The organism is Streptomyces sp. TAA204, assembly GCF_000424965.1.
Map to the genome: position 1 here is coordinate 1 of NZ_AUKW01000001.1, position 18,215 is coordinate 18,215.

Annotated in this window: 13 protein-coding genes and 1 rRNA gene; 2 read left to right on the plus strand and 12 right to left on the minus strand. The window is 71.2% G+C overall.

Annotated features, from left to right (window positions below):
- Together H343_RS0100005 and H343_RS0100010 are read right to left on the minus strand one after the other, a co-directional pair.
- Positions 1 to 110 (minus strand): 16S ribosomal RNA (locus H343_RS0100005); the annotation flags it as partial.
- Between the two features lie 442 nt (positions 111 to 552).
- Positions 553 to 1,560, minus strand: a complete 1,008-nt coding sequence (locus H343_RS0100010) for a stage II sporulation protein M (protein ID WP_028429453.1) — start codon at positions 1,558 to 1,560, stop codon at positions 553 to 555.
- A 77-nt stretch (positions 1,561 to 1,637) separates the two neighbouring features.
- On the opposite strand from H343_RS0100010, the gene H343_RS0100015 reads away from it, so the two are divergent.
- On the plus strand, positions 1,638 to 2,660 hold the full coding sequence (locus tag H343_RS0100015) for an RDD family protein (protein ID WP_028429454.1): 1,023 nt from the start codon (positions 1,638 to 1,640) through the stop codon (positions 2,658 to 2,660).
- 81 nt (positions 2,661 to 2,741) lie between these two features.
- On the opposite strand, the gene H343_RS0100020 is transcribed toward H343_RS0100015, so the two are convergent.
- The 8 genes from H343_RS0100020 to H343_RS0100055 all read right to left on the minus strand — a co-directional run bounded on the left by H343_RS0100020 (position 2,742) and on the right by H343_RS0100055 (position 11,454).
- Entirely contained in the window at positions 2,742 to 3,356 is a 615-nt protein-coding gene (locus tag H343_RS0100020; RefSeq protein ID WP_028429455.1) for a hypothetical protein, read from the minus strand.
- Between the two features lie 134 nt (positions 3,357 to 3,490).
- A complete protein-coding gene (ahcY, locus tag H343_RS0100025; protein WP_028429456.1) occupies positions 3,491 to 4,948 on the minus strand; it encodes an adenosylhomocysteinase in 1,458 nt (485 codons plus the stop codon).
- A 394-nt stretch (positions 4,949 to 5,342) separates the two neighbouring features.
- Entirely contained in the window at positions 5,343 to 6,275 is a 933-nt protein-coding gene (locus H343_RS0100030; RefSeq protein ID WP_028429457.1) for a cation diffusion facilitator family transporter, read from the minus strand.
- A 95-nt stretch (positions 6,276 to 6,370) separates the two neighbouring features.
- The gene (gene manA / locus H343_RS0100035; RefSeq protein WP_028429458.1) at positions 6,371 to 7,627 is read right to left on the minus strand and encodes a mannose-6-phosphate isomerase, class I; all 1,257 of its coding nucleotides are present in this window, start codon (positions 7,625 to 7,627) and stop codon (positions 6,371 to 6,373) included.
- A 28-nt stretch (positions 7,628 to 7,655) separates the two neighbouring features.
- Positions 7,656 to 8,933 carry an SIS domain-containing protein gene (locus H343_RS0100040; RefSeq protein WP_028429459.1) on the minus strand — a complete coding sequence of 426 codons (1,278 nt, stop codon included), beginning with the start codon at positions 8,931 to 8,933 and terminating at the stop codon, positions 7,656 to 7,658.
- 111 nt (positions 8,934 to 9,044) lie between these two features.
- Positions 9,045 to 9,218 (minus strand): Trm112 family protein, encoded by a 174-nt coding sequence (locus H343_RS33725; RefSeq protein WP_078504883.1) that lies wholly within the window; start codon positions 9,216 to 9,218, stop codon positions 9,045 to 9,047.
- Between the two features lie 223 nt (positions 9,219 to 9,441).
- On the minus strand, positions 9,442 to 10,806 hold the full coding sequence (locus H343_RS0100050) for a phosphomannomutase/phosphoglucomutase (RefSeq protein ID WP_028429460.1): 1,365 nt from the start codon (positions 10,804 to 10,806) through the stop codon (positions 9,442 to 9,444).
- A 174-nt stretch (positions 10,807 to 10,980) separates the two neighbouring features.
- Complete coding sequence (locus H343_RS0100055) at positions 10,981 to 11,454, minus strand: DUF3499 domain-containing protein (protein ID WP_078504943.1); 474 nt, start codon at positions 11,452 to 11,454, stop codon at positions 10,981 to 10,983.
- Between the two features lie 244 nt (positions 11,455 to 11,698).
- Between H343_RS0100055 and H343_RS0100060 the strand changes: the two genes are divergently transcribed.
- Positions 11,699 to 12,181: a metallopeptidase family protein gene (locus H343_RS0100060; RefSeq protein ID WP_078504884.1), complete on the plus strand. Its 483-nt coding sequence runs from the start codon at positions 11,699 to 11,701 to the stop codon at positions 12,179 to 12,181.
- Between the two features lie 384 nt (positions 12,182 to 12,565).
- Here the strand turns inward: H343_RS0100060 and H343_RS0100065 are convergent, their stop codons facing one another.
- Both H343_RS0100065 and H343_RS0100070 read right to left on the minus strand, forming a co-directional pair.
- On the minus strand, positions 12,566 to 14,164 hold the full coding sequence (locus H343_RS0100065; RefSeq protein ID WP_028429463.1) for a DUF5719 family protein: 1,599 nt from the start codon (positions 14,162 to 14,164) through the stop codon (positions 12,566 to 12,568).
- Entirely contained in the window at positions 14,161 to 18,000 is a 3,840-nt protein-coding gene (locus H343_RS0100070; protein WP_028429464.1) for a glycosyltransferase, read from the minus strand. The genes H343_RS0100065 and H343_RS0100070 overlap by 4 nt, the downstream gene beginning before the upstream one ends.
- Between the last annotated feature and the right edge of the window lie 215 nt (positions 18,001 to 18,215).

Here is an 18,215-nt window from a genome sequence, read left to right on the forward strand (position 1 = left end):
ACTCACCCGTTCGCCACTAATCCACCCCCGAAAGGGCTTCATCGTTCGACTTGCATGTGTTAAGCACGCCGCCAGCGTTCGTCCTGAGCCAGGATCAAACTCTCCGTGAATGCTTCATCAGCAACCACCGAAGAGCGGCACCACCGGGAGGAATCATCCCGGCATGCACAACATCCTCGCTGATCAATCTCAAAGAAACCCCACCCCACAAAACTATGAGGCACGAGGTATCAACATATCTGGCGTTGACTTTTGGCACACTGTTGAGTTCTCAAAGAACGGACGATCCCTTCAAAACCCCTCACAGGGCCTCTCCGGACGTTTCCCTCTCGGTGAAACCGACTCTATCAGAGCTGATCCGACAGAAAATCGGGGGGCTTCTCTGCGTCCCGCAATCTGATTGCGCGACTCGAAGCCAAGAGGTCTCCAGCTGTTGCTTCCGAACTCGTCGGCTCTTCGGCAACCACTCGATTCCACCGCCTCGGAGAACCGGGTCGAACCGGCTTTCCGGGGCGGCGAGAACAGTAACAGGTGGCCGGGGGCGGACGCACATCACGCCGCCGTCGGCACCGTTGCCGCACGGTCGTCGGGCCCGACGTCCCCGGTCTCCCCGGCCTGTGCCGCGCGCTTTCCCAGCACGTACACATAGGCCAGGAACACCAGTTCACTCGCGACGCCGATCGTGACGCGGATCCACGTGGGGAGGCCGGACGGTGTCACGAAGCCCTCGATGACACCGGAGACGAACAGAACAGCCGTCAGCCCCACGGCCATTCCGATGGCTGATCGCCCCTCAGCGGCGAGCGCGACGCGACGGGTGCGCGGTCCGGGATCGATGACCGTCCACCCCAGCCGCAGACCCGTACCCGCCGCGACGAAGACCGCGGTGAGTTCGAGGATTCCGTGCGGCAGGACAAGACCGAGGAAGATGTCGAGGCGGCCGGCCGACTCCATCAGACCGATGCCGATCCCGAGGTTGAGCATGTTCTGGAAGAGCACCCACAGCACGGGGATGCCCAGCAGCGCGCCGAAGACGAGGCAGACGGCGACTGCCTGGGCGTTGTTCGTCCAGACCTGCGCGGCGAAGGAGGTGGCCGGATGGCTGGAGTAGTACGTCTCGTACTGGCCTCCCGGGCGTGTCATCTCACGCAGTTCGTCGGGTGCGGCGATCGCCGACCGTACGTCGGGGTCAGCCCCGATCCACCAGCCGATGAGAGCGGCGACCACGACCGACAAGAGGGCCGTCGGCACCCACCAGTCGCGAGTGCGGTAGACGGCTGCCGGGAAGCCGGCGGTGAAGAAGCGGGCGGCGTCCCGCCACGATGCCCTGCGGGGCCCCGTCACAGCACTGCGTGCACGTGCGACGAGGGTGGTGAGGCTTCCCGCCAGCGCGGGGTCGGGTGCGCTCGACTGGACCTGGGAGAGGTGTGTGGCGGTGCGCTGGTACAGGGTGACGAGTTCGTCCGCCTCCTTGCCGGACAACCGGCGCCTGCGGCGCAGCAGTTCCTCCAGCCGGTCCCACTCCGCCCTGTGAGCGGAGACGAAGACATCCAGATCCATGGTGAGAGCTTGGCAGATCGCTTCGCGGGGGCGGCAGACTGTGCGGCGGAGGGGCGATCTGTGAGGCAGGAGGCACCGTGAGCGAACTCGTGACAGGTGACGCCGTCGTTCTCGGTCTCCGTCCGGCGCGGCTGCCGAGCCGCGCGCTGGCGGTCTTCATCGATCTTCTGCTCGCCTGGGCCGTCTATCTGGCGGTGTCTTTGATGCTGCTGACGGCGGTCGCCTCGCTGGACGCCGCGGCAACGGCGGCCGTCCAGGTGGCGCTGTTCCTGCTCGTGCTGGTGGGCGCTCCGATCGCTGTCGAGACGCTGAGCCGTGGACGGTCGGTGGGCAAGCTGGTGTGCGGCCTGCGGGCGGTACGGGAGGACGGCGGTCCGATCCGGTTCCGGCACGCGCTGGTGCGCGGGGCGCTCGCGGTCATCGAGATCCAGCTGTTCCTCGGGGTGATCGCCTGCACCGCTTCGCTGGTCTCAGCCAGGGGACGGCGGCTGGGGGACGTGTTCGCGGGGACGCTCGTCGTGCGCGAGAGGGTGCCGGCCGCACGGGGTGTACCGGCGCCGCCTCCGCCGGACTGGCTCGCGGGACGGTTCGGGGAGCTGGACCTGTCACGGGTACCGGGTGGACTGTGGCTGGCCGTGCGCCAGTACCTGATGCGGGCCGGCCAGCTCGACGAGACCGTGAGCCGTTCGATGGCGGAGCGGCTCGCGGCGGATCTCGTCGCGTGTACGGGCGTACCGGCACCCGGCGGTGTGCCGGCCGCGGCCTACCTGGCGGGTGTGGTCGCCGAGCGGCAGGCACGCGAGGCGCAGCGGACCTTCGGTGCGCACGGAACCGCCTCGCCCACGGCGGTCTCCGCCGACGGCGGCGCTGCCGAGGGGACCGGCGGGCCTCCGACTCCGCCGCAGCACCCGTGGGTACCGGTCTCGGCGTCCGCCCCGGCCCCGGTCCCGGCGCCGCCTGCCGCGCATCAAGCGCATGGCCCCGGCGACGGGGGACACGGACGTGGAGGTTCGGGTGGTGGTCGTGGTGGAGGAGGAGGACGGCCGCGGGAGCCGCAGGAACGGGAGAGGCCGAGCACCGGGTTCGTACCGCCGTGGTGAGAACGGGCCTGCCGTGAGCCGCTGTTGTGCGGCCGGCGAGCGGAGCGGGACGCGTCGGTCACAGCGGCCGGAAAGCGTGGTTCAACCGAACCTGGAGGGCGGGGTGTCCAGCTCCTCCAGTTCGATGCCGGGAGCGGCCAGCACGACGTCACCGGCGATGTGGACCGGGTGCTGCTCCCCTGTGTCGACCTCGCCGACCTGGTAGTTCTCCACGACCAGCGGGTCGTTGTCGGTCGGGTGTGCTTCAGTTCCGAGCAGTGCCCACGCCTGGTCGAGCGTGCGGGGGGCGAGAACGGGGGGTGCGAGGGAGACGAGGCGTACGCGGGTGGCGGGGGCACCGGCCGCCAGGCGCAGCAGCCGTGAGGTCGCGACGAGGAACGCGGGGGATCCGCCGGTGAAGGAGTGGGCGGGCACGTTGCCCTCCTGGGCGTGTTCGCCTCTCGGGTCGGTACGGACCCAGGTGACGCCGTCGAGGGCGACCCCGCGCACCTGCCAGCCCCCGGAGTGGAGTTCGAGGCGGATCGGCCGGCCGAGTTCGTCGAGGGCCAGGTCGACGGAGCCGGATTCGTCACCGGAAGGTGTGGTGATCCGGGAGACGTAGCGCCAGCCGGAGGGACCGGGGGCGCAGTTGAAGTGTTCTTCGCCCAGGGGGGTGTGATCGTGCGGATCGTGGAGCGAGTACCGGCCGCGTGGCATGGGGCGACTCTACGTGCGGCGGTGTGGCGGCAGAGCGGAAGGCCCCCGCCGGAGAGGCGGGAGCCTTCGCGTGAGCTCGCCGGCGCCCGTCGGCACCTGCGGAGTGACGGGCGGGCTGCCGGAGCTGCCGCCGGTCAGTAGCGGTAGTGCTCCGGCTTGTACGGCCCTTCGACCGGGACGCCGATGTAGTCGGCCTGGTCCTGGCGGAGCGTGGTGAGCCTCACCCCGAGGGCGTCCAGGTGGAGCCGGGCGACCTTCTCGTCCAGGTGCTTGGGCAGCACGTAGACCTCGGTCGGGTACGACTCCGGCTTCGTGAACAGCTCGATCTGCGCGATCGTCTGGTTCGCGAAGCTGTTGGACATCACGAACGAGGGGTGCCCGGTGGCGTTGCCCAGGTTCAGCAGACGGCCCTCGGACAGCACGATGAGGACCTTGCCGTCCTTGAACGTCCAGGTGTGGACCTGCGGCTTGACCTCGTCCCTGACGACGCCGTCGATGGCGGCGAGTCCGGCCATGTCGATCTCGTTGTCGAAGTGGCCGATGTTGCCGACGATGGCCTGGTGCTTCATCCGGGCCATGTCCGAGGCCATGATGATGTCCTTGTTGCCCGTCGTGGTGATGAAGATGTCCGCGGTCTCCACGACGTCCTCCAGGGTCACCACCTGGTAGCCGTCCATCGCGGCCTGCAGCGCGCAGATCGGGTCGATCTCGGTAATCAGGACGCGCGCGCCCTGACCGCGCAGCGAGTCCGCGCAGCCCTTGCCGACGTCGCCGTAGCCGAAGACCACCGCGACCTTGCCGCCGATGAGCACGTCGGTGGCGCGGTTGATGCCGTCGATGAGCGAGTGACGGCAGCCGTACTTGTTGTCGAACTTCGACTTGGTGACGGAGTCGTTGACGTTGATCGCCGGGAAGAGCAGCGAACCGTCCCGCTGCATCTCGTACAGGCGGTGCACGCCGGTGGTGGTCTCCTCCGTCACGCCACGGATCTCCGAGGCCAGCTGCGTCCACTTCTGCGGGTTCTCCCGCAGGGTGCGGTTGAGCACCTCCAGGACGACCCGGTGCTCGTCGTTCTCCGCGGTGTCGACGGAGGGGGCGGCGCCGTCCTTCTCGTACTCGACGCCCTTGTGGACGAGGAGTGTGGCGTCACCGCCGTCGTCGAGGATCATGTTCGGCCCGCCGGTGGCGGCGCCCGGCCAGGTCAGGGCCTGCTCCGTGCACCACCAGTACTCCTCGAGCGTCTCGCCCTTCCAGGCGAAGACCGGGATTCCCTGCGGGTTTTCCGGAGTGCCGTTCGGGCCGACCGCGACGGCGGCGGCGGCGTGGTCCTGCGTGGAGAAGATGTTGCAGGACGCCCAGCGGACCTCTGCGCCGAGGGCGGTCAGGGTCTCGATCAGGACGGCCGTCTGCACGGTCATGTGAAGCGACCCGGTGACCCGGGCCCCTGTCAGAGGCTTGTCAGCGGCGTACTCCTTGCGGATCGCCATAAGGCCGGGCATCTCGTGCTCGGCCAGGCGGATCTCCTTGCGGCCGAAGGCCGCAAGGGAAAGATCTGCGACCTTGAAGTCCTGGCCGTTGGAGGTCGTCGTCATGCGAACTGCTCTCCTCGATGTCGAGGTCATGGCTGACTGGTCCGTGCTGCGGCACTTGGGCTCTGTGTGCGGCGCGTGCCCGGTGTACGCGGAGCGCACCCGGACACACTGGTCCCTTGCTCGCAACCCAGTCGTCGGAGGCCCTCTCTCCCTCGGTGGCCCGGAACGGGCCAGCCGACCGCCATCAGCAGCGACGTCTGCGCTCTACGAATCTACACCGCTCGTCCAGTCGAGCGGATTTCTCACGTACGAGCAAGGGCGGACCTTCCAACCTCGTCGGTTCCCGGCCGCACACTGCACGCAGTTGTGCCGATGCCCAGGAGTGCGCCCTCCCACACATCCGATCACAGCCGGGAAGCTCGACGGGACGCCTCTTTGCGCTGCCGGACCCCGGTCAGACCTTGGGATCGGAGGCTTCCGGCCGGTATATGTCCGGCTCCAGATAGATCGCCCGCGCGCTGGGAACAGCCTGCCGGATCCGGTTCTCCGCCTCGTCGATCGCCCGCGCGACCTCTCCCGCGGTGTCGTCGTGCTCCACGGCCACCTTGGCGGCGACGAGCAGTTCCTCGGGGCCGAGGTGGAGCGTACGCATGTGAATGATTCTCGTCACTGTCCGCCCGTCGACGATGGCGACGCGGATCTTCTCGCGCTCGTCGGGGTCCGCGGACTCGCCCAGCAGCAGCGACTTGGTCTCCGCCGCGAGCACGATCGCGATCACGACGAGAAGCGCGCCGATGCACAGCGTGCCGATGCCGTCCCACACGCCGTCGCCGGTGATGATCGCGGCACTGACGCCGAAGAGGGCGAGGAAGAGGCCCACGAGAGCGCCCAGGTCCTCCAGGAGCACGATGGGAAGTTCGGGTGCCTTGGCGCGGCGTACGAACTGGCTCCAGCTCAGGGAACCGCGGACGTCGTTCGCCTCCTTGATCGCCGTACGGAAGGAGAGCGTCTCCGCGATGATGGCGAAGACCAGCACACCGACCGGCCAGTACCAGACGTCGATCTCGTGCGGGTGCTTGATCTTCTCGTAGCCCTCGTAGAGCGCGAAGACACCGCCGATGGTGAACAGGACGATCGAGACGAGGAAGCCGTAGATGTAGCGTTCACGGCCGTACCCGAAGGGGTGTGCCTCGCTGGCGTCCTTCTTCGCCTTCTTGCCGCCCAGCAGCAGCAGTGCCTGGTTGCCCGAGTCGGCGAGCGAGTGCACGCCCTCCGCGAGCATCGAGGACGAACCGCTGAAGACGAACGCGACGAACTTGCCCACTGCGATGGCCAGGTTGGCGCCCAGCGCGGCGATGATCGCCTTCGAACCGCCTGATGCACTCATGCGAGTCGCTTGTCCTTCTCTCGTGGTGATCTGCCTGTACGGGTGGCCTGCCGGCTCCTGACGCGCGGCTGCGGGCCGCACGGACGGCCGTCCTGTCAGACGGCCACCGTGGCGCGGAAGAGCGTACCTTCACCGCCGGCGGTCAGCCGCTCCCCTGCCCGTACATAGGCCGACTGCCCCTGCCGCAGGGTCAGTTCACCGGCTCCGCCTCCGGCCGGGGTTCCTGTTCCGGGCCCGGTTCCCGTCCCGCCGGTTCCTCCCTCGCCGCGCAGCACGACACTTCCGGCGGTGCACAGCAGGATCTGCGGGGCTGCGGCGCCGAGCCTGCCCGGTACGCCGCCCCGGGCGAACACGTAGCGGGAGAGGCGGAATTCGCCGGCGGGGACGTCGTAGCGTTCCTCGCCGTCCGGCCCGGCCTCCGGCCGCAGGATGCCGGGCTCACCCGGCTCGAAGCGGACGATGCGCAGCAGTTCGGGTACGTCCACATGCTTGGGAGTGAGCCCGCAGCGCAGCACGTTGTCGGAGTTGGCCATGATCTCGACACCGAGACCTTCGAGATAGGCGTGCGGAACTCCGGCGCCGAGGTAGAGCGCCTCACCGGGCTGCAGACGCACGTGGTTGAGCAGCATTGCGGCGATCACGCCGGGATCGCCCGGGTAGTGGTGGGCGAGCGAGGCGTACACGCCGTACGCGGGCGCGTACGGGCTGCCGGACCGCAGTGAGAGTGCCTCCGCCGCCCGTGCCGCTTCGGCGACCGTACGGGCCGTCGCGTCGCGGTCGGCGGTGAGCACGGCGGTCAGGACCTCGCGCAGCGCTTCGCTCGCCGGACCGGCCCGCAGCACGTCGACGTAGGGCTTGAGGCCGTCCACGTCCAGGCCGGCCAGCAGACCGGCGGCCTCCTCGGCCGTGCGGAACCCGCACAGACCGTCGAACGGCGTGAGCGCGCAGATGAGTTCCGGCTTGTGGAAGGGATCCTTGTAGTTGCGCTCGGGCGACTCCAGGGGCACACCGCGTGCTTCCTCCTCGGCGAACCCCTCGGCCGCCTGGCCGAGGTCCGGATGCACCTGAAGGGAGAGGGGCGAGGCGGCAGCCAGCAGCTTCAGCAGGAACGGCAGGCGCGGCCCGAAGGCACGTACGGATCCGGGCCCCAGCTCACCTTCGGGATCAGCCGCGATGACGTCGGGGAGGGACTGCGCGCCCTTCCCGCGGTCGAGGCTCGACGGCGCTCCGGGATGGGCACCCATCCACAGTTCGGCCTGCGGCTCGCCCGTGGGCGGGGTGCCGAGGAGTCCGGGTATGGCGGTCGTCGAGCCCCATGCGTAGGGCTTGACGGTGTTGGTGAGGCGGTCCATGCGGTGACGCTTCGCTTCCTTCCGGCGGTCAGGACCATGATGCGCCGCGGTCGGCCAGCGACAGGTAAACGGCGGTGAAAGCGGCGGTGGCGGTCAGTTCGGCTGCGGCTTCCAGCGGGCTGCTGCCGTCGGTGGGTCCGAGTTCACTGAGGGGGACGTCGCGGGCGTACGTCACATCCCGTACGGCGGGCACGGCGGACTCCTCCTGGAGCGCGTCCTCGCGCAGCAGGACCACCCGGGCGTGCAGCGATTCGGGCTCCTCGACGCGGTCGCGGAAGAAGTCCTCCGGGTCGGACGACGCGGCGAACGCCCCGGACAGCAGCGCGGAGTGCCCGGCCATCGCCTCGGGCAGCTCCGCGGCGAGGGAGGGGACACCCGGGACGGCCGCCAGGGTGGTGGCGGCGTGCCGTGCCACGGCGCCCGCGACGGCACCCTCGCTCCACAACAGCGGGAGAGTGCCGGAGAGTTCGGTGGCGAGGGACTTGGCGGGATTGTCGTAGGTGGCGACGGCCGGGCCGCAGCGCTCCGCGACGTGGTCCAGACGGTCCGCGAGAGCCTGCAGGGCAGCAGGCCCCGCCGGGAACAGTCCGAGACGGTCGCAGAGGAGGAGGAGCGGCGTCAGCAGCGGCCAGAGGTCGCTCGGTGAGCCAGCGGGCGCGGACGGCGCGTGCCGCCCGGCATGCCGGAACGACCCGTCCGGCCGGTCGTTGGCTTCCGCTGCGGCGGGCCCGCCCCGCGGGTCGTGCCCGGCCGGCAGGTCGTGCCCGCCCGGCCCGTTCACGGGGCTCTCCGCCGGCTCCCGGTCCGTGCCCGGCCCTGTGACGAGCGGCACGGCCAGCCCGTGGGTCTCCGCGGTCAGCTCGGCGGCGGGTGACGCGGACGGAGAGACGGTCGCGACAGTGCAGCCGCGCCGGTGCGCCTGCTCGATCAGCGCCGTCAGACCCGGTTCGCCGCCGTCCGGCGTGGCGACGAGCAGCAGATCCAGCGAACCGGCCCAGCCCGGCAACGTCCAGCGCAGCGCCCCGGGATCAGCCTGCGGTCCAGACGGGCGCAGCAGCGTGACGGGGGTCGCGCCGTCGGCGAGCGCGCCGAGAAGGTCGGCCGCGCAGGCGGTCGTCTGTCCGGGGCCGGCGACGAGCACGGCACGCGGACGACCGTCGGGCTGCAACTCGGTCAGCCCGGCCTCCGTCGCCCGCCGCACGGCCGTACGCACGTGGGCGCCGGCTTCGGCAGCACCGCGCAGCAGACCGTTGGCGTCCGCGCGGGCGAGGGCTTCAGGAGAGTCGAGGAGTGACTCGTCGAGCATCTTCCGGAGCCTCCGATCGGCTGCGGGGCCGTGTGCTGCCCGCGCCGGGTGTGTGATTGGTGATGTGATGCCGGGCCGGACCGGGCCCGGTGGGCCGGGGCCGCCCCCTGATCAGGACGGGCGCCGTGCCTCGTCCACGAGGAGGACCGGGATGCCGTCGCGGACCGGGTAGGCGAGAGAGCACTCCTTGCCGCCCGTGCAGACCAGTTCTTCGCCCTCCTCGCGGAGCGGCGAGTGGCACGCCGGGCAGGCGAGGATCTCCAGGAGACCGGCTTCGAGCGACATCGTGACCCTTTCGGAGGCAGGCGCGGCTGGTGGCCAGGGTACCGCCGGGGGCGGGGCGCCCGTCGTGCGCCCGTCGAGGTGGCCGGCGAGGGTGGCGTGGGCCTCGGCGGTGGCTCGGCGGAGGCACGGCCGGGCCCCACACCGGCCGGTGATGGCGGAGCGTGCACGCGTCCTGCGGGCAGTGCGCACGAAGCCGCGCGCACTGCCCGCAGGACGGGAAGCTCTACCCCCGTACGATCGCCAGGACTTCGTCACGCACCGCGGCGGCCGTGCCGGCGTCGCGCGCCTCGACGTTCAACCGGAGCAGCGGTTCGGTGTTGGAGGCCCGCAGGTTGAACCACCAGTCGGCGGCCGTGACCGTCAGCCCGTCCAGTTCGTCGATCTCGACACCGCCACGGTCCTGGTAGGCCGCCTTCACCGCGGCCGCACGGCCTGTCTGGTCGTCGACGGTGCTGTTGATCTCGCCGGAGGCCGCGTAACGGTCGTACTCCTGGACGAGCTCCGAGAGCGGCCCCTGCTGTCCCCCCAGCGCCGCCAGCACGTGCAGCGCTGCGAGCATGCCCGTGTCCGCGTTCCAGAAGTCGCGGAAGTAGTAGTGCGCGGAGTGCTCTCCGCCGAAGATCGCGCCGGTGCGCGCCATCTCCGTCTTGATGAAGGAGTGCCCCACGCGCGTACGTACGGGCGTGCCGCCGCTCTCCCGCACGACCTCGGGCACGGACCACGACGTGATCAGGTTGTGGATGACGGTGGAGCCGGGCGACCTGGCGAGTTCACGCGCGGCGACCAGTGCGGTGATCGCGGACGGTGAGACCGGGTCTCCCTTCTCGTCGACCACGAAGCACCGGTCCGCGTCGCCGTCGAAGGCCAGTCCGATGTCGGCGCCGGTCTCCCGCACGCGCTGCTGGAGGTCGACGATGTTCTTGGGGTCGAGCGGATTGGCCTCGTGGTTGGGGAACGTGCCGTCCAGTTCGAAGTACATGGCGTCGAGTTGCAGCGGAAGGCCGTCGAAGACCGTCGGGACGGTGTGGCCGCCCATGCCGTTCCCCGCGTCCACCACGACCTTCAGGGGCCGGATGGCGGTGAGGTCGACGAGCGCACGCAGATACTCCGCGTAGTCGGAGAGCACGTCCCGCCGGCTGATCGTGCCGGTGCGCGCGTCCGGGTCCCTCGCCGGCAGGCCCGAACCGGACCATTCCTCGACCAGGGCACGGACGTCGGCGAGCCCGCTGTCCTGGCCGACCGGGGCGGCGCCGGCCCGGCACATCTTGATCCCGTTGTAGCGCGCCGGGTTGTGGCTGGCGGTGAACATCGCGCCCGGGATGTTCAGTTCACCGCTCGCGAAGTAGAGCTGGTCGGTCGAGCACAGCCCGATCTCCGTGACGTCGGCGCCCTGCCCGGCGGCACCTCGGCCGAACGCACGCGACAGCCCGGGAGAGGACGGCCTCATGTCGTGGCCGACCACGATCGCGGACGCCTCGGTGACGCGGACGAAGGCGGCCCCGAACAGTTCGGCGAGTGGCTCGTCCCACTGGTCCGGCACCACACCGCGCACGTCGTACGCCTTCACGATCTCCGACAGATCAGCCACGGGCCAGCCCTCTCCTGGATCTTCAGGGTTCTCGACAGCTCACGAGGGGCCAAATCTACCCGCAGGATGCCCGGTCACCGGTCGCCGCCGGGCACGTCCGGGCGCATGTCGCGAAGTGGCGGGCCGTGCCGGGGCTCCGTCGGGCGTGCTGCTTCGTCCGCCCGCCGGGACGGACTACGGCTCGGGCGACCTGAGCACGCGGAGGTGGCCGCGCCGGGCAACCTCCATCGGGTCGGAGTCACGCCCGCCGGGACCGCCCACCGCGTCGGAGGGCACGGCGGAGGACGGGTCACGCCGGGGCGTACGGGCCGCCTCCCGAACGGCGTTGGCGAGCGCTTCGAGATCGTCTCCGCTCGGCCGGGCGGGACCGGAGTCGACCGCGAGGCGTACGACTTCCCAGCCGCGCGGCGCGGTCAGCCGCTCCGAATGCTCCGAACACAGGTCGTAGCAGTGCGGTTCCGCGTAGGTGGCGAGCGGTCCGAGGACGGCGGTCGAGTCCGCGTAGACGTACGTGAGCGTCGCGACGGCGGGACGGCCGCATGCGGTGCGCGAACAGCGACGTACAGGGCTCACGACGTTGGACCGTACCGCACTCTTGAGCGGCCCGCGACGACTCTCCTTGACGTCACCCCGTCGTGTCGTCCCGATACGCCGGAAACACCTGATCTGCGAGAAGACTCGGACGCCGACACGCCTACGTCCGGGGCGAGTCGGCCAACACGCGGCAATCGGTCGGGAGTCGCGCTCAAGCAGGCTCTCGGTGGCGAGATCAACGGTCTTGAACCGAACGGAAAATGGCATGAAACGCAATGTCAACGGTCATTTGGAGACACGTTCGTGAATGACCCGGTGCGGACTTCTCACGACACGTACGGAGACTAGGCTCAGCTCAATGAACAGCCCTGTACCGCCCCGTCGGCCGGAGCACTCCGAGGATTCCGTTACCGGCGCTCACGACCCGCGGCCACGACGTCGCGACCGTCACGGGCGCGGCATGCGGGGGCCGGTGGCACCGCCCCAGGTACCGCTCGCCGTCAGCCGCTCGGAGTCGTTCGACGACATGGTGCGCGACTCCGTCAACAGACTGGAGAGGCGCTGGCCGCAGCTGACCGGGGTCGAGTTCGCGGTACAGGAAGTGCCCCGTACGGACAACGGCGAACTGGACGAGCAGGCCGAAGTCGTACCTCTCGGCCGCGTGACCGAGGCCAAGGACGACCGGCCCGACCGGATCGTCGTCTACCGCCGCCCCGTCGAGATCCGCACACGCAGTCGCGACGAACGGGCGCTCCTCGTGCACGAGGTGGTGGTGGAGCAGGTGGCCGAACTGCTGGGCCTCTCCCCGGAGTCGGTCGATCCGCGGTACGGACAGGACTAGTGACGTCCGGGGAGGTTGGTCAGCCGGGTGACCGGCGTCCGGTGCCGTGAGCCCCGAGCCGGTGAATCCTTTCCCGGTCGCAGCAGCAGCGTCCCTCCCTGCGGTGCGGGCCGCCGGACGGCCGAACTCCGCGCCCGGACGGGCCCGTTCCGGGACGGGAGCAGCGGGAGCAGCGGCCGGAGCCGCCGGTGACGCGCCACAGGCAGGGCCGCGTGCCCGGCCTGCCCCCGGCGGGCGGGCACCCCTCCGGTTCGCTGCGGGAGCACCTCGTGCGGGACCTGCCTCAGGGCGCCCTCCGCGGTGATCCCGTCACGGCGGCAGAGCCGGGCGGCCTGCGCAAGCGCCGCCAGACAGTGGGTCGGTGGCGCGGGCGTCTCTGCCCGCTCAGTCGTCCGTCAGCACGGACAGATCCTGACCGGAGACGGGCACCGAGACGGTGCCGCGGTCGTCGGGCAGCGTCTGCACCGTGAACGCGGGCAGGCCGTCCTTCTTCCGCTCCAGCATCCGCGAGGCGTAGACCTGCCCGCCCGAGAGCCGTTCGACCGTCACCGCGTAGGTTCCCTTCCCGCCCTGCGGACGGGGCGGGACAAGGGACTTGGTGGTCTTCCCCTTGACCTTGTACGTCTTGCTCACCGCGCTGCCGCCGCCGCTGCCCGCGGATGCCGTCACCCGCACCGTGGCCGCCGATCCGGTCGCGGTGAGCGAGAGGCTGGAGCCCTTGTCCCGGTTGTCCGCGGCGGTCGCGCGTTCGACGAGGGGCGCGGTGCTCGGGATGAAGGCGGTCTCCTGCTTCGAGCCCTTGCCGCGCGTCACCCGCAGCGCCGCGACCACCGGAGTGGCGTCACTTCCCCCCTCCGAGGGAGTGAGCACGAGCGAGCCCGCCTCTCCCTTGGTGAGGTCCCGCAGATCGACGGCGGTCGTCATGCCGCCCTTTACGTGCAGCGTCTCGTGGCCCGCCGGCGTGATCTGTCCGGACGGTGTCGCCAGCTGGACCTTGAGGTCCGCGTCGTTCTCCCCGGGGGCGAAGACGACCAGCCGTACGGAAGTCGCGTCCCCCGGAATGCCGGGCAGGACCGCGCTGGGGTTCGGGTCGGCGGCGGCGGAGACCCAGTCGCCGCCCAGCTTCTCGTCGGCCGCCTGCACCTGCGCGCCGACGCGGCCGGAACGGGCCACGACGTGCAGCCCGACGTTCGCCGCCGACTCCGTCGTCAGCGTCGACAGCAGAACCGGCACGGTGGAGCGGGCAGGAACGGTGATGCCTTCGCCCGCTTCGGAATTCTCCCGGCCGTCCTTGCCGTAGAGATTCAGGTCGACGACGGCGGTGGCGTTGTCGGGGTTCGTCAGATGGACGTAGTCCTGCCGCTCCTTCGCCGTGCTCGCCCCGAGGAACCAGAAGTCGGTGTCGGGCACCGAACAGGCGCTCCCCTGGAGGCCACGTCCGGCTCCGGCGGCGACGTCCGTCGTCTGCTGGACGGTCCAGCCGGGCGCCATCCGCCCGTCGGCCGAACCGAACAGCGCGGACGCCGTCGAGCCCTTCTGCGCCGTGACGGGCTTGCCAGGAGTGCGCAGCGGCACGAACGGCTCGGCGTCCGGCTTGCCCTGATCGCCGTCCGCGCCGTCCTCCTCGTCGCGCTCCTTGTTCTCGTCGTCCCCGTCGTCCTTGCCGTCTCCCTCGTCCTTGCCGTCCTTGCCGTCCTCGTCGTCCCCGCCGGACGGATCGCCGGGGTCCGCCCTCTCGGCCGGGTACAGCTCGGCGCCGCCCTTGCCCTCGCCGCCCTTCGGCGCGAAAGCGGTGTACTCCGTCTCCGCCACGTCGGACAGGCTCGGCTGCGGGCAGACCAGCGTGGAGCGCTCGACCGGCTTGCGGCCTGCCGCGCCGGCCTGTCCGGACTCCTCACTGCCGGGCGCTGCGACAGCGGCGACGCCGGTCACGGCAGCCAGTGCGGTGACCGCGCCGAGCAGGGTCATGGTGGTGCGGTTCACTGCTGATCGCTCCTGTTGCCGTACCGGGGGTCGTAGCCGTACGGGTCGGCGGACCCGGCGTGGTGGTCGGGCTGCTGAGCCGGATCCCAGTCCTCGTACGGACGGCCGTAGCCCTCGTCGTGACCGTGCGCGTAGGGCTGCTGGTCGGGGTAGGACGCCCCGCCCTCGTAGGACTGCTGCGCTCCGTAGGGCTGTTGGTCGCCGTAGGGCTGTTGGTCGCCGTAGGGCTGTTGGTCGCCGTAGAACTGCTGATCGCCGTAGAACTGCTGTGCCGGCTGCCGGGCGTCATAGGGGTCGTAGTGCGGCTCACCGTAGGTCTGCCCGTACTCCGCGCCGTACGGGATGTCGGCGCCGGCCTGCGTGCCGTACCGGTCGTCCTGGTCCTGGCCCGCGTGGTCCACGCCGTAGGAGCCGTGATCCGGCGCGCCGGCGCCCGGGTGATCAGTGGAGTCCGCGGGGTCTGCGTGGTCCGGTCCCTGGGCACCGTCGGCCGCATCCGAGGCGGCTCGCAGCCTGCGGGCGCGGCGTCCCTCTCCCGCGACGGGCTGCGCCGGCACGGCGGCCACCTCCGGGAGATCGTCGTCCACCTCGCGCCGGCGGCCCGGCAGCGCCAGGACGACCGCCACGACGGCCAGGAATCCCTGCACCCACAGCCATACGGTGTGCGCCGTGCCCGTCTCGTAGGTGAGCGCGAGACGGCCGCCCTCCGCAGGGAGCCGGAATCCCTGTGCCCATCCGTCGACCGTTACGGGCTCCAGCGGCCTTCCGCCGAGCGTGGCCTTCCACCCGGAGTCGGCCGCGTCGGCGATCCGCAGAACCCTCCCGGCCGGACCGGACTTCAGCTCCGTGTGCGCCTCCACGGGGCCCGCCGCCACGGGAACCGGGTCCGGCTCGTCCCCGGCCGGCCTCTCTCCCGCTCCGCCGGGCACGACGCTGATGCGGGAGACTTGACGGTCCACCGCCCACAGTGCGCTGCCGTCCTCCTGGCTGAGCCGGGTCAGACCGGGCGTCGCGTCCAGTACGCGGCTCATCTGCCGGGGCGCTCCGTCCCGTACGAGCACATAGCGCACCGCGTAGCCGCCGAGCTGGGAGGTCTGGTCGGCGCCCGAGCCCGCCACGAGATTGGCGACAACACGGCCGAGCTTCGCGTCGTCACCTCCGGCAGCCGCCAGGTCGCCGTCTCCCAGCCTGGCACCGGAGCCGCGCACGAGCGAGTACGAGACGTCCGAGGGGACCCGGGAGGCGCCCTCGGCGTTCCCCGACAGCACCAGGGTGCGCGCCTGGTCGCGCGTACTGCTCTCCTCCGCGACGAACGCGGGCACCTGCACGGGGTCGCGCCGTGACAGCGGCCCGTCCGCACCGCCCACCATCCAGCTGACGGCGGCGACGAGCGGTGCGGCGACCGCGGCGGCGGCGACGAGCGCCGCCGCGGGCTGCTTCCAGCCGAAGCTCTGTTCGGCGACCCGCTCCTTCGCGCCCTCCGCCCCGACCGCGGCCGCGCACAGCAGCGCCAGGCCGTAGACGAGAGTGGAGGGCCCGGCCCAACCGGAGCTGTTGGTGAAACCGGCGAACAGCAGCCCCACCAGCGCGACGATCCAGGCAGCGCGAACGGCAAGCTGCCGCTCGCCGCGCAGCAGCGCGGCGAGCGCGGCGAGCACGATGCCCACGAGCAGCAGCCCGCCGGCGGCGCCCGGGCCGCCCGGTGTCAGGGTCAGCAGGTCGAGCGCCGTGGCGGAGCCGCCTCCGTACGGCAGGCCGGCCTCGCGGAGGAAACCGGAGGGGCTCATCACGAGCGAGAGCGACCAGGGTGCGAGCAGCACCATCGGCGTCAGCAGAGCGGCACCGCTGCGCAGCGCTGCGCCCCGCATGCTGTCGGTCCCGGCACCGCTGTCGGCGAGCGGGATGCCGTCGAGTCCGCGTCGGCGCAGCAGGAGCAGCCCGGCCGCCAGTGTCAGCGCGATCAGCCACACGACGGGCGTGAAGGCGCTGGTCAGCGTCAGCAGCAGGCCGTACCCCCACACGGAGCGCCAACTCGGCCTGCCACGCAGCCCGCTCACGGCGACCGCGGCACGCGCCAGAAGAGGCAGAGTGACCGCCAGCACGGCCGTGCCGATACGGCCGCCCGCGAGCGCTCCCGTCACGGCGGGCAGCAAGGCGTAGGCGACGCTCCCCCAGGCACGCAGCAGGCGCGAGTCCACCAGGGGCCGGGACGTGAAGTACGCGGCCAGGCCCGCAAGCGGCACGGAGCAGACCAGCAGCAGTGTGAGCGCGAAGCCGGTGCTGCCGAAGAAGACGGTGGCGACCATGGCCACGATCGCGAGGTACGGCGGAGCGGTCTGGGTGCCGCCGATACCGACCGGATGCCAGCTGTCGGTGTAGCGGGCCCACAGGTCCGACACGTCGGCGGGTGCGGGCAGCAGCGCTCCCCCCGCGAGCGCGCCGCTGCCCAGCAGGGCACGGCAGGCGATCAGCGACACCAGCAGCAGTACGGCGAAGAGCACGGGGGCCGGTTTGCGGGCGATCTGCTTCAGCCGCGCGAACTGCTCGACCTCCAGGTAGTCCGCGTCGTCGTCGCCGGGACCTGACTCCACGGCACCGTGCCGTCCACCCGAGGAGCGTTCCGGCTCGGACCGTCCGCCGAAGTTGCTGGCCACCTGTTCGGCGGTGGCGCGCACGGTCGCACCGGGCGGCGGGAAGAGATGCCGCATGTCCGGGTAGGGCACGACGGGCTTTCCGCGCCGGCGTCGGGCCCCGAGCAGGCGCCCGGGGCGCAGCAGCGTGCCGGTCAGACCGGTCACCTCGTCCAGTGCCTGCCCCGGCACCTTCCCGACGAGGTAGGCGAGCGTACGCACCACCGTGCCGAGCACGAGGCGCAGCATGACCCAGGGGAGCTTCGACGCGGGCACATTGGCGAGGAGCGTGTAGACGGCGCCGGCCTTGTCGACGCGGTGCGGACTGGCGCCGCCCCTGGCCGCGCGGCCCACGCAGTCGACCGGACGGCGCTCACGTGAAGCTGCCTCCGCGTGCCGCATCACCGCGTCCGGCACGATCAGCACCCCGTGGCCCGCGGCGTGTGCCCGCCAGCACAGGTCGACGTCGTCGCGCATCAGCGGAAGATGCCTGTCGAAGCCTCCCAGCTGCTCGAAGACGTCGCGTCGGATGAGCATTCCGGCGGTGGAGACGGACAGCACCGTCCGTACCTGGTCGTGCTGCCCCTGGTCCTGCTCGCGCCGGTCCATGCCGGTCCAGCGGCGCCCGCTGTCGGCGATCGACACCCCGGCCTCCAGCAGTTGCCTGCTGTCGTACCAGCTGCGCAGCTTGGGCCCGACGAGCGTGGCGGCCGGGTCGGCGTCGACGACGCGCAACAGCCGCCCCAGCGCGTCCGGCTCAGGTGCGCAGTCGTCGTGCAGCAGCCAGAGCCACTGGACGGGTTCGCCGTGGGGGAGTTCCGGCATGTCGTAGGCCTCGTCACGCCATGTGCGGGTGACGGGGTCCCAGCCGCTGGGCCGCTTCAGATAGGGAAGGTCGTCCGGGGTCGGCGCGCCCGCTGTACGGGCGGCCTCGTCGACTGCCGCGCCGAAGCCCGTACGCCGGGCCATGTGCAGTACGCGGTCGGCGCCCAGAGCATCGGTGAGCAGCCGGGCCGACTCGTCGGCGCTGCCGGTGTCGGCGGCGATGACGTTCTGCACCGGGCGTTCCTGCGCAAGGAGCCCCGAGAGCGCCTTGGGCAGCCACCTCGCGCCGTCGTGGGAGACGAGCACGGCTGTGACGACGTGCCGGGGGAACTCGGGTGTGGCCGCCTCGAACTGGGCCGCCGTATGGCTGTGCACGGACATGGAGGTGCGGGCCCCTCCCGGGGGTGCGGGGGCGATCCCCCGAAGAGCTGCGACGGACTGCGTAGGCACACTCGCCCCGCGGAGGGGGTCGCGCACCGTGGACGGGCACACACTAACGGCTCAGCGCCGAGTGCCCATCGGTCCGTGCGAGCAGTCCGTGCGACCGGTCCGTGCTCGCGGGGGCGTTCGCCGCCTCACGGGCACGGGCCGGTCGT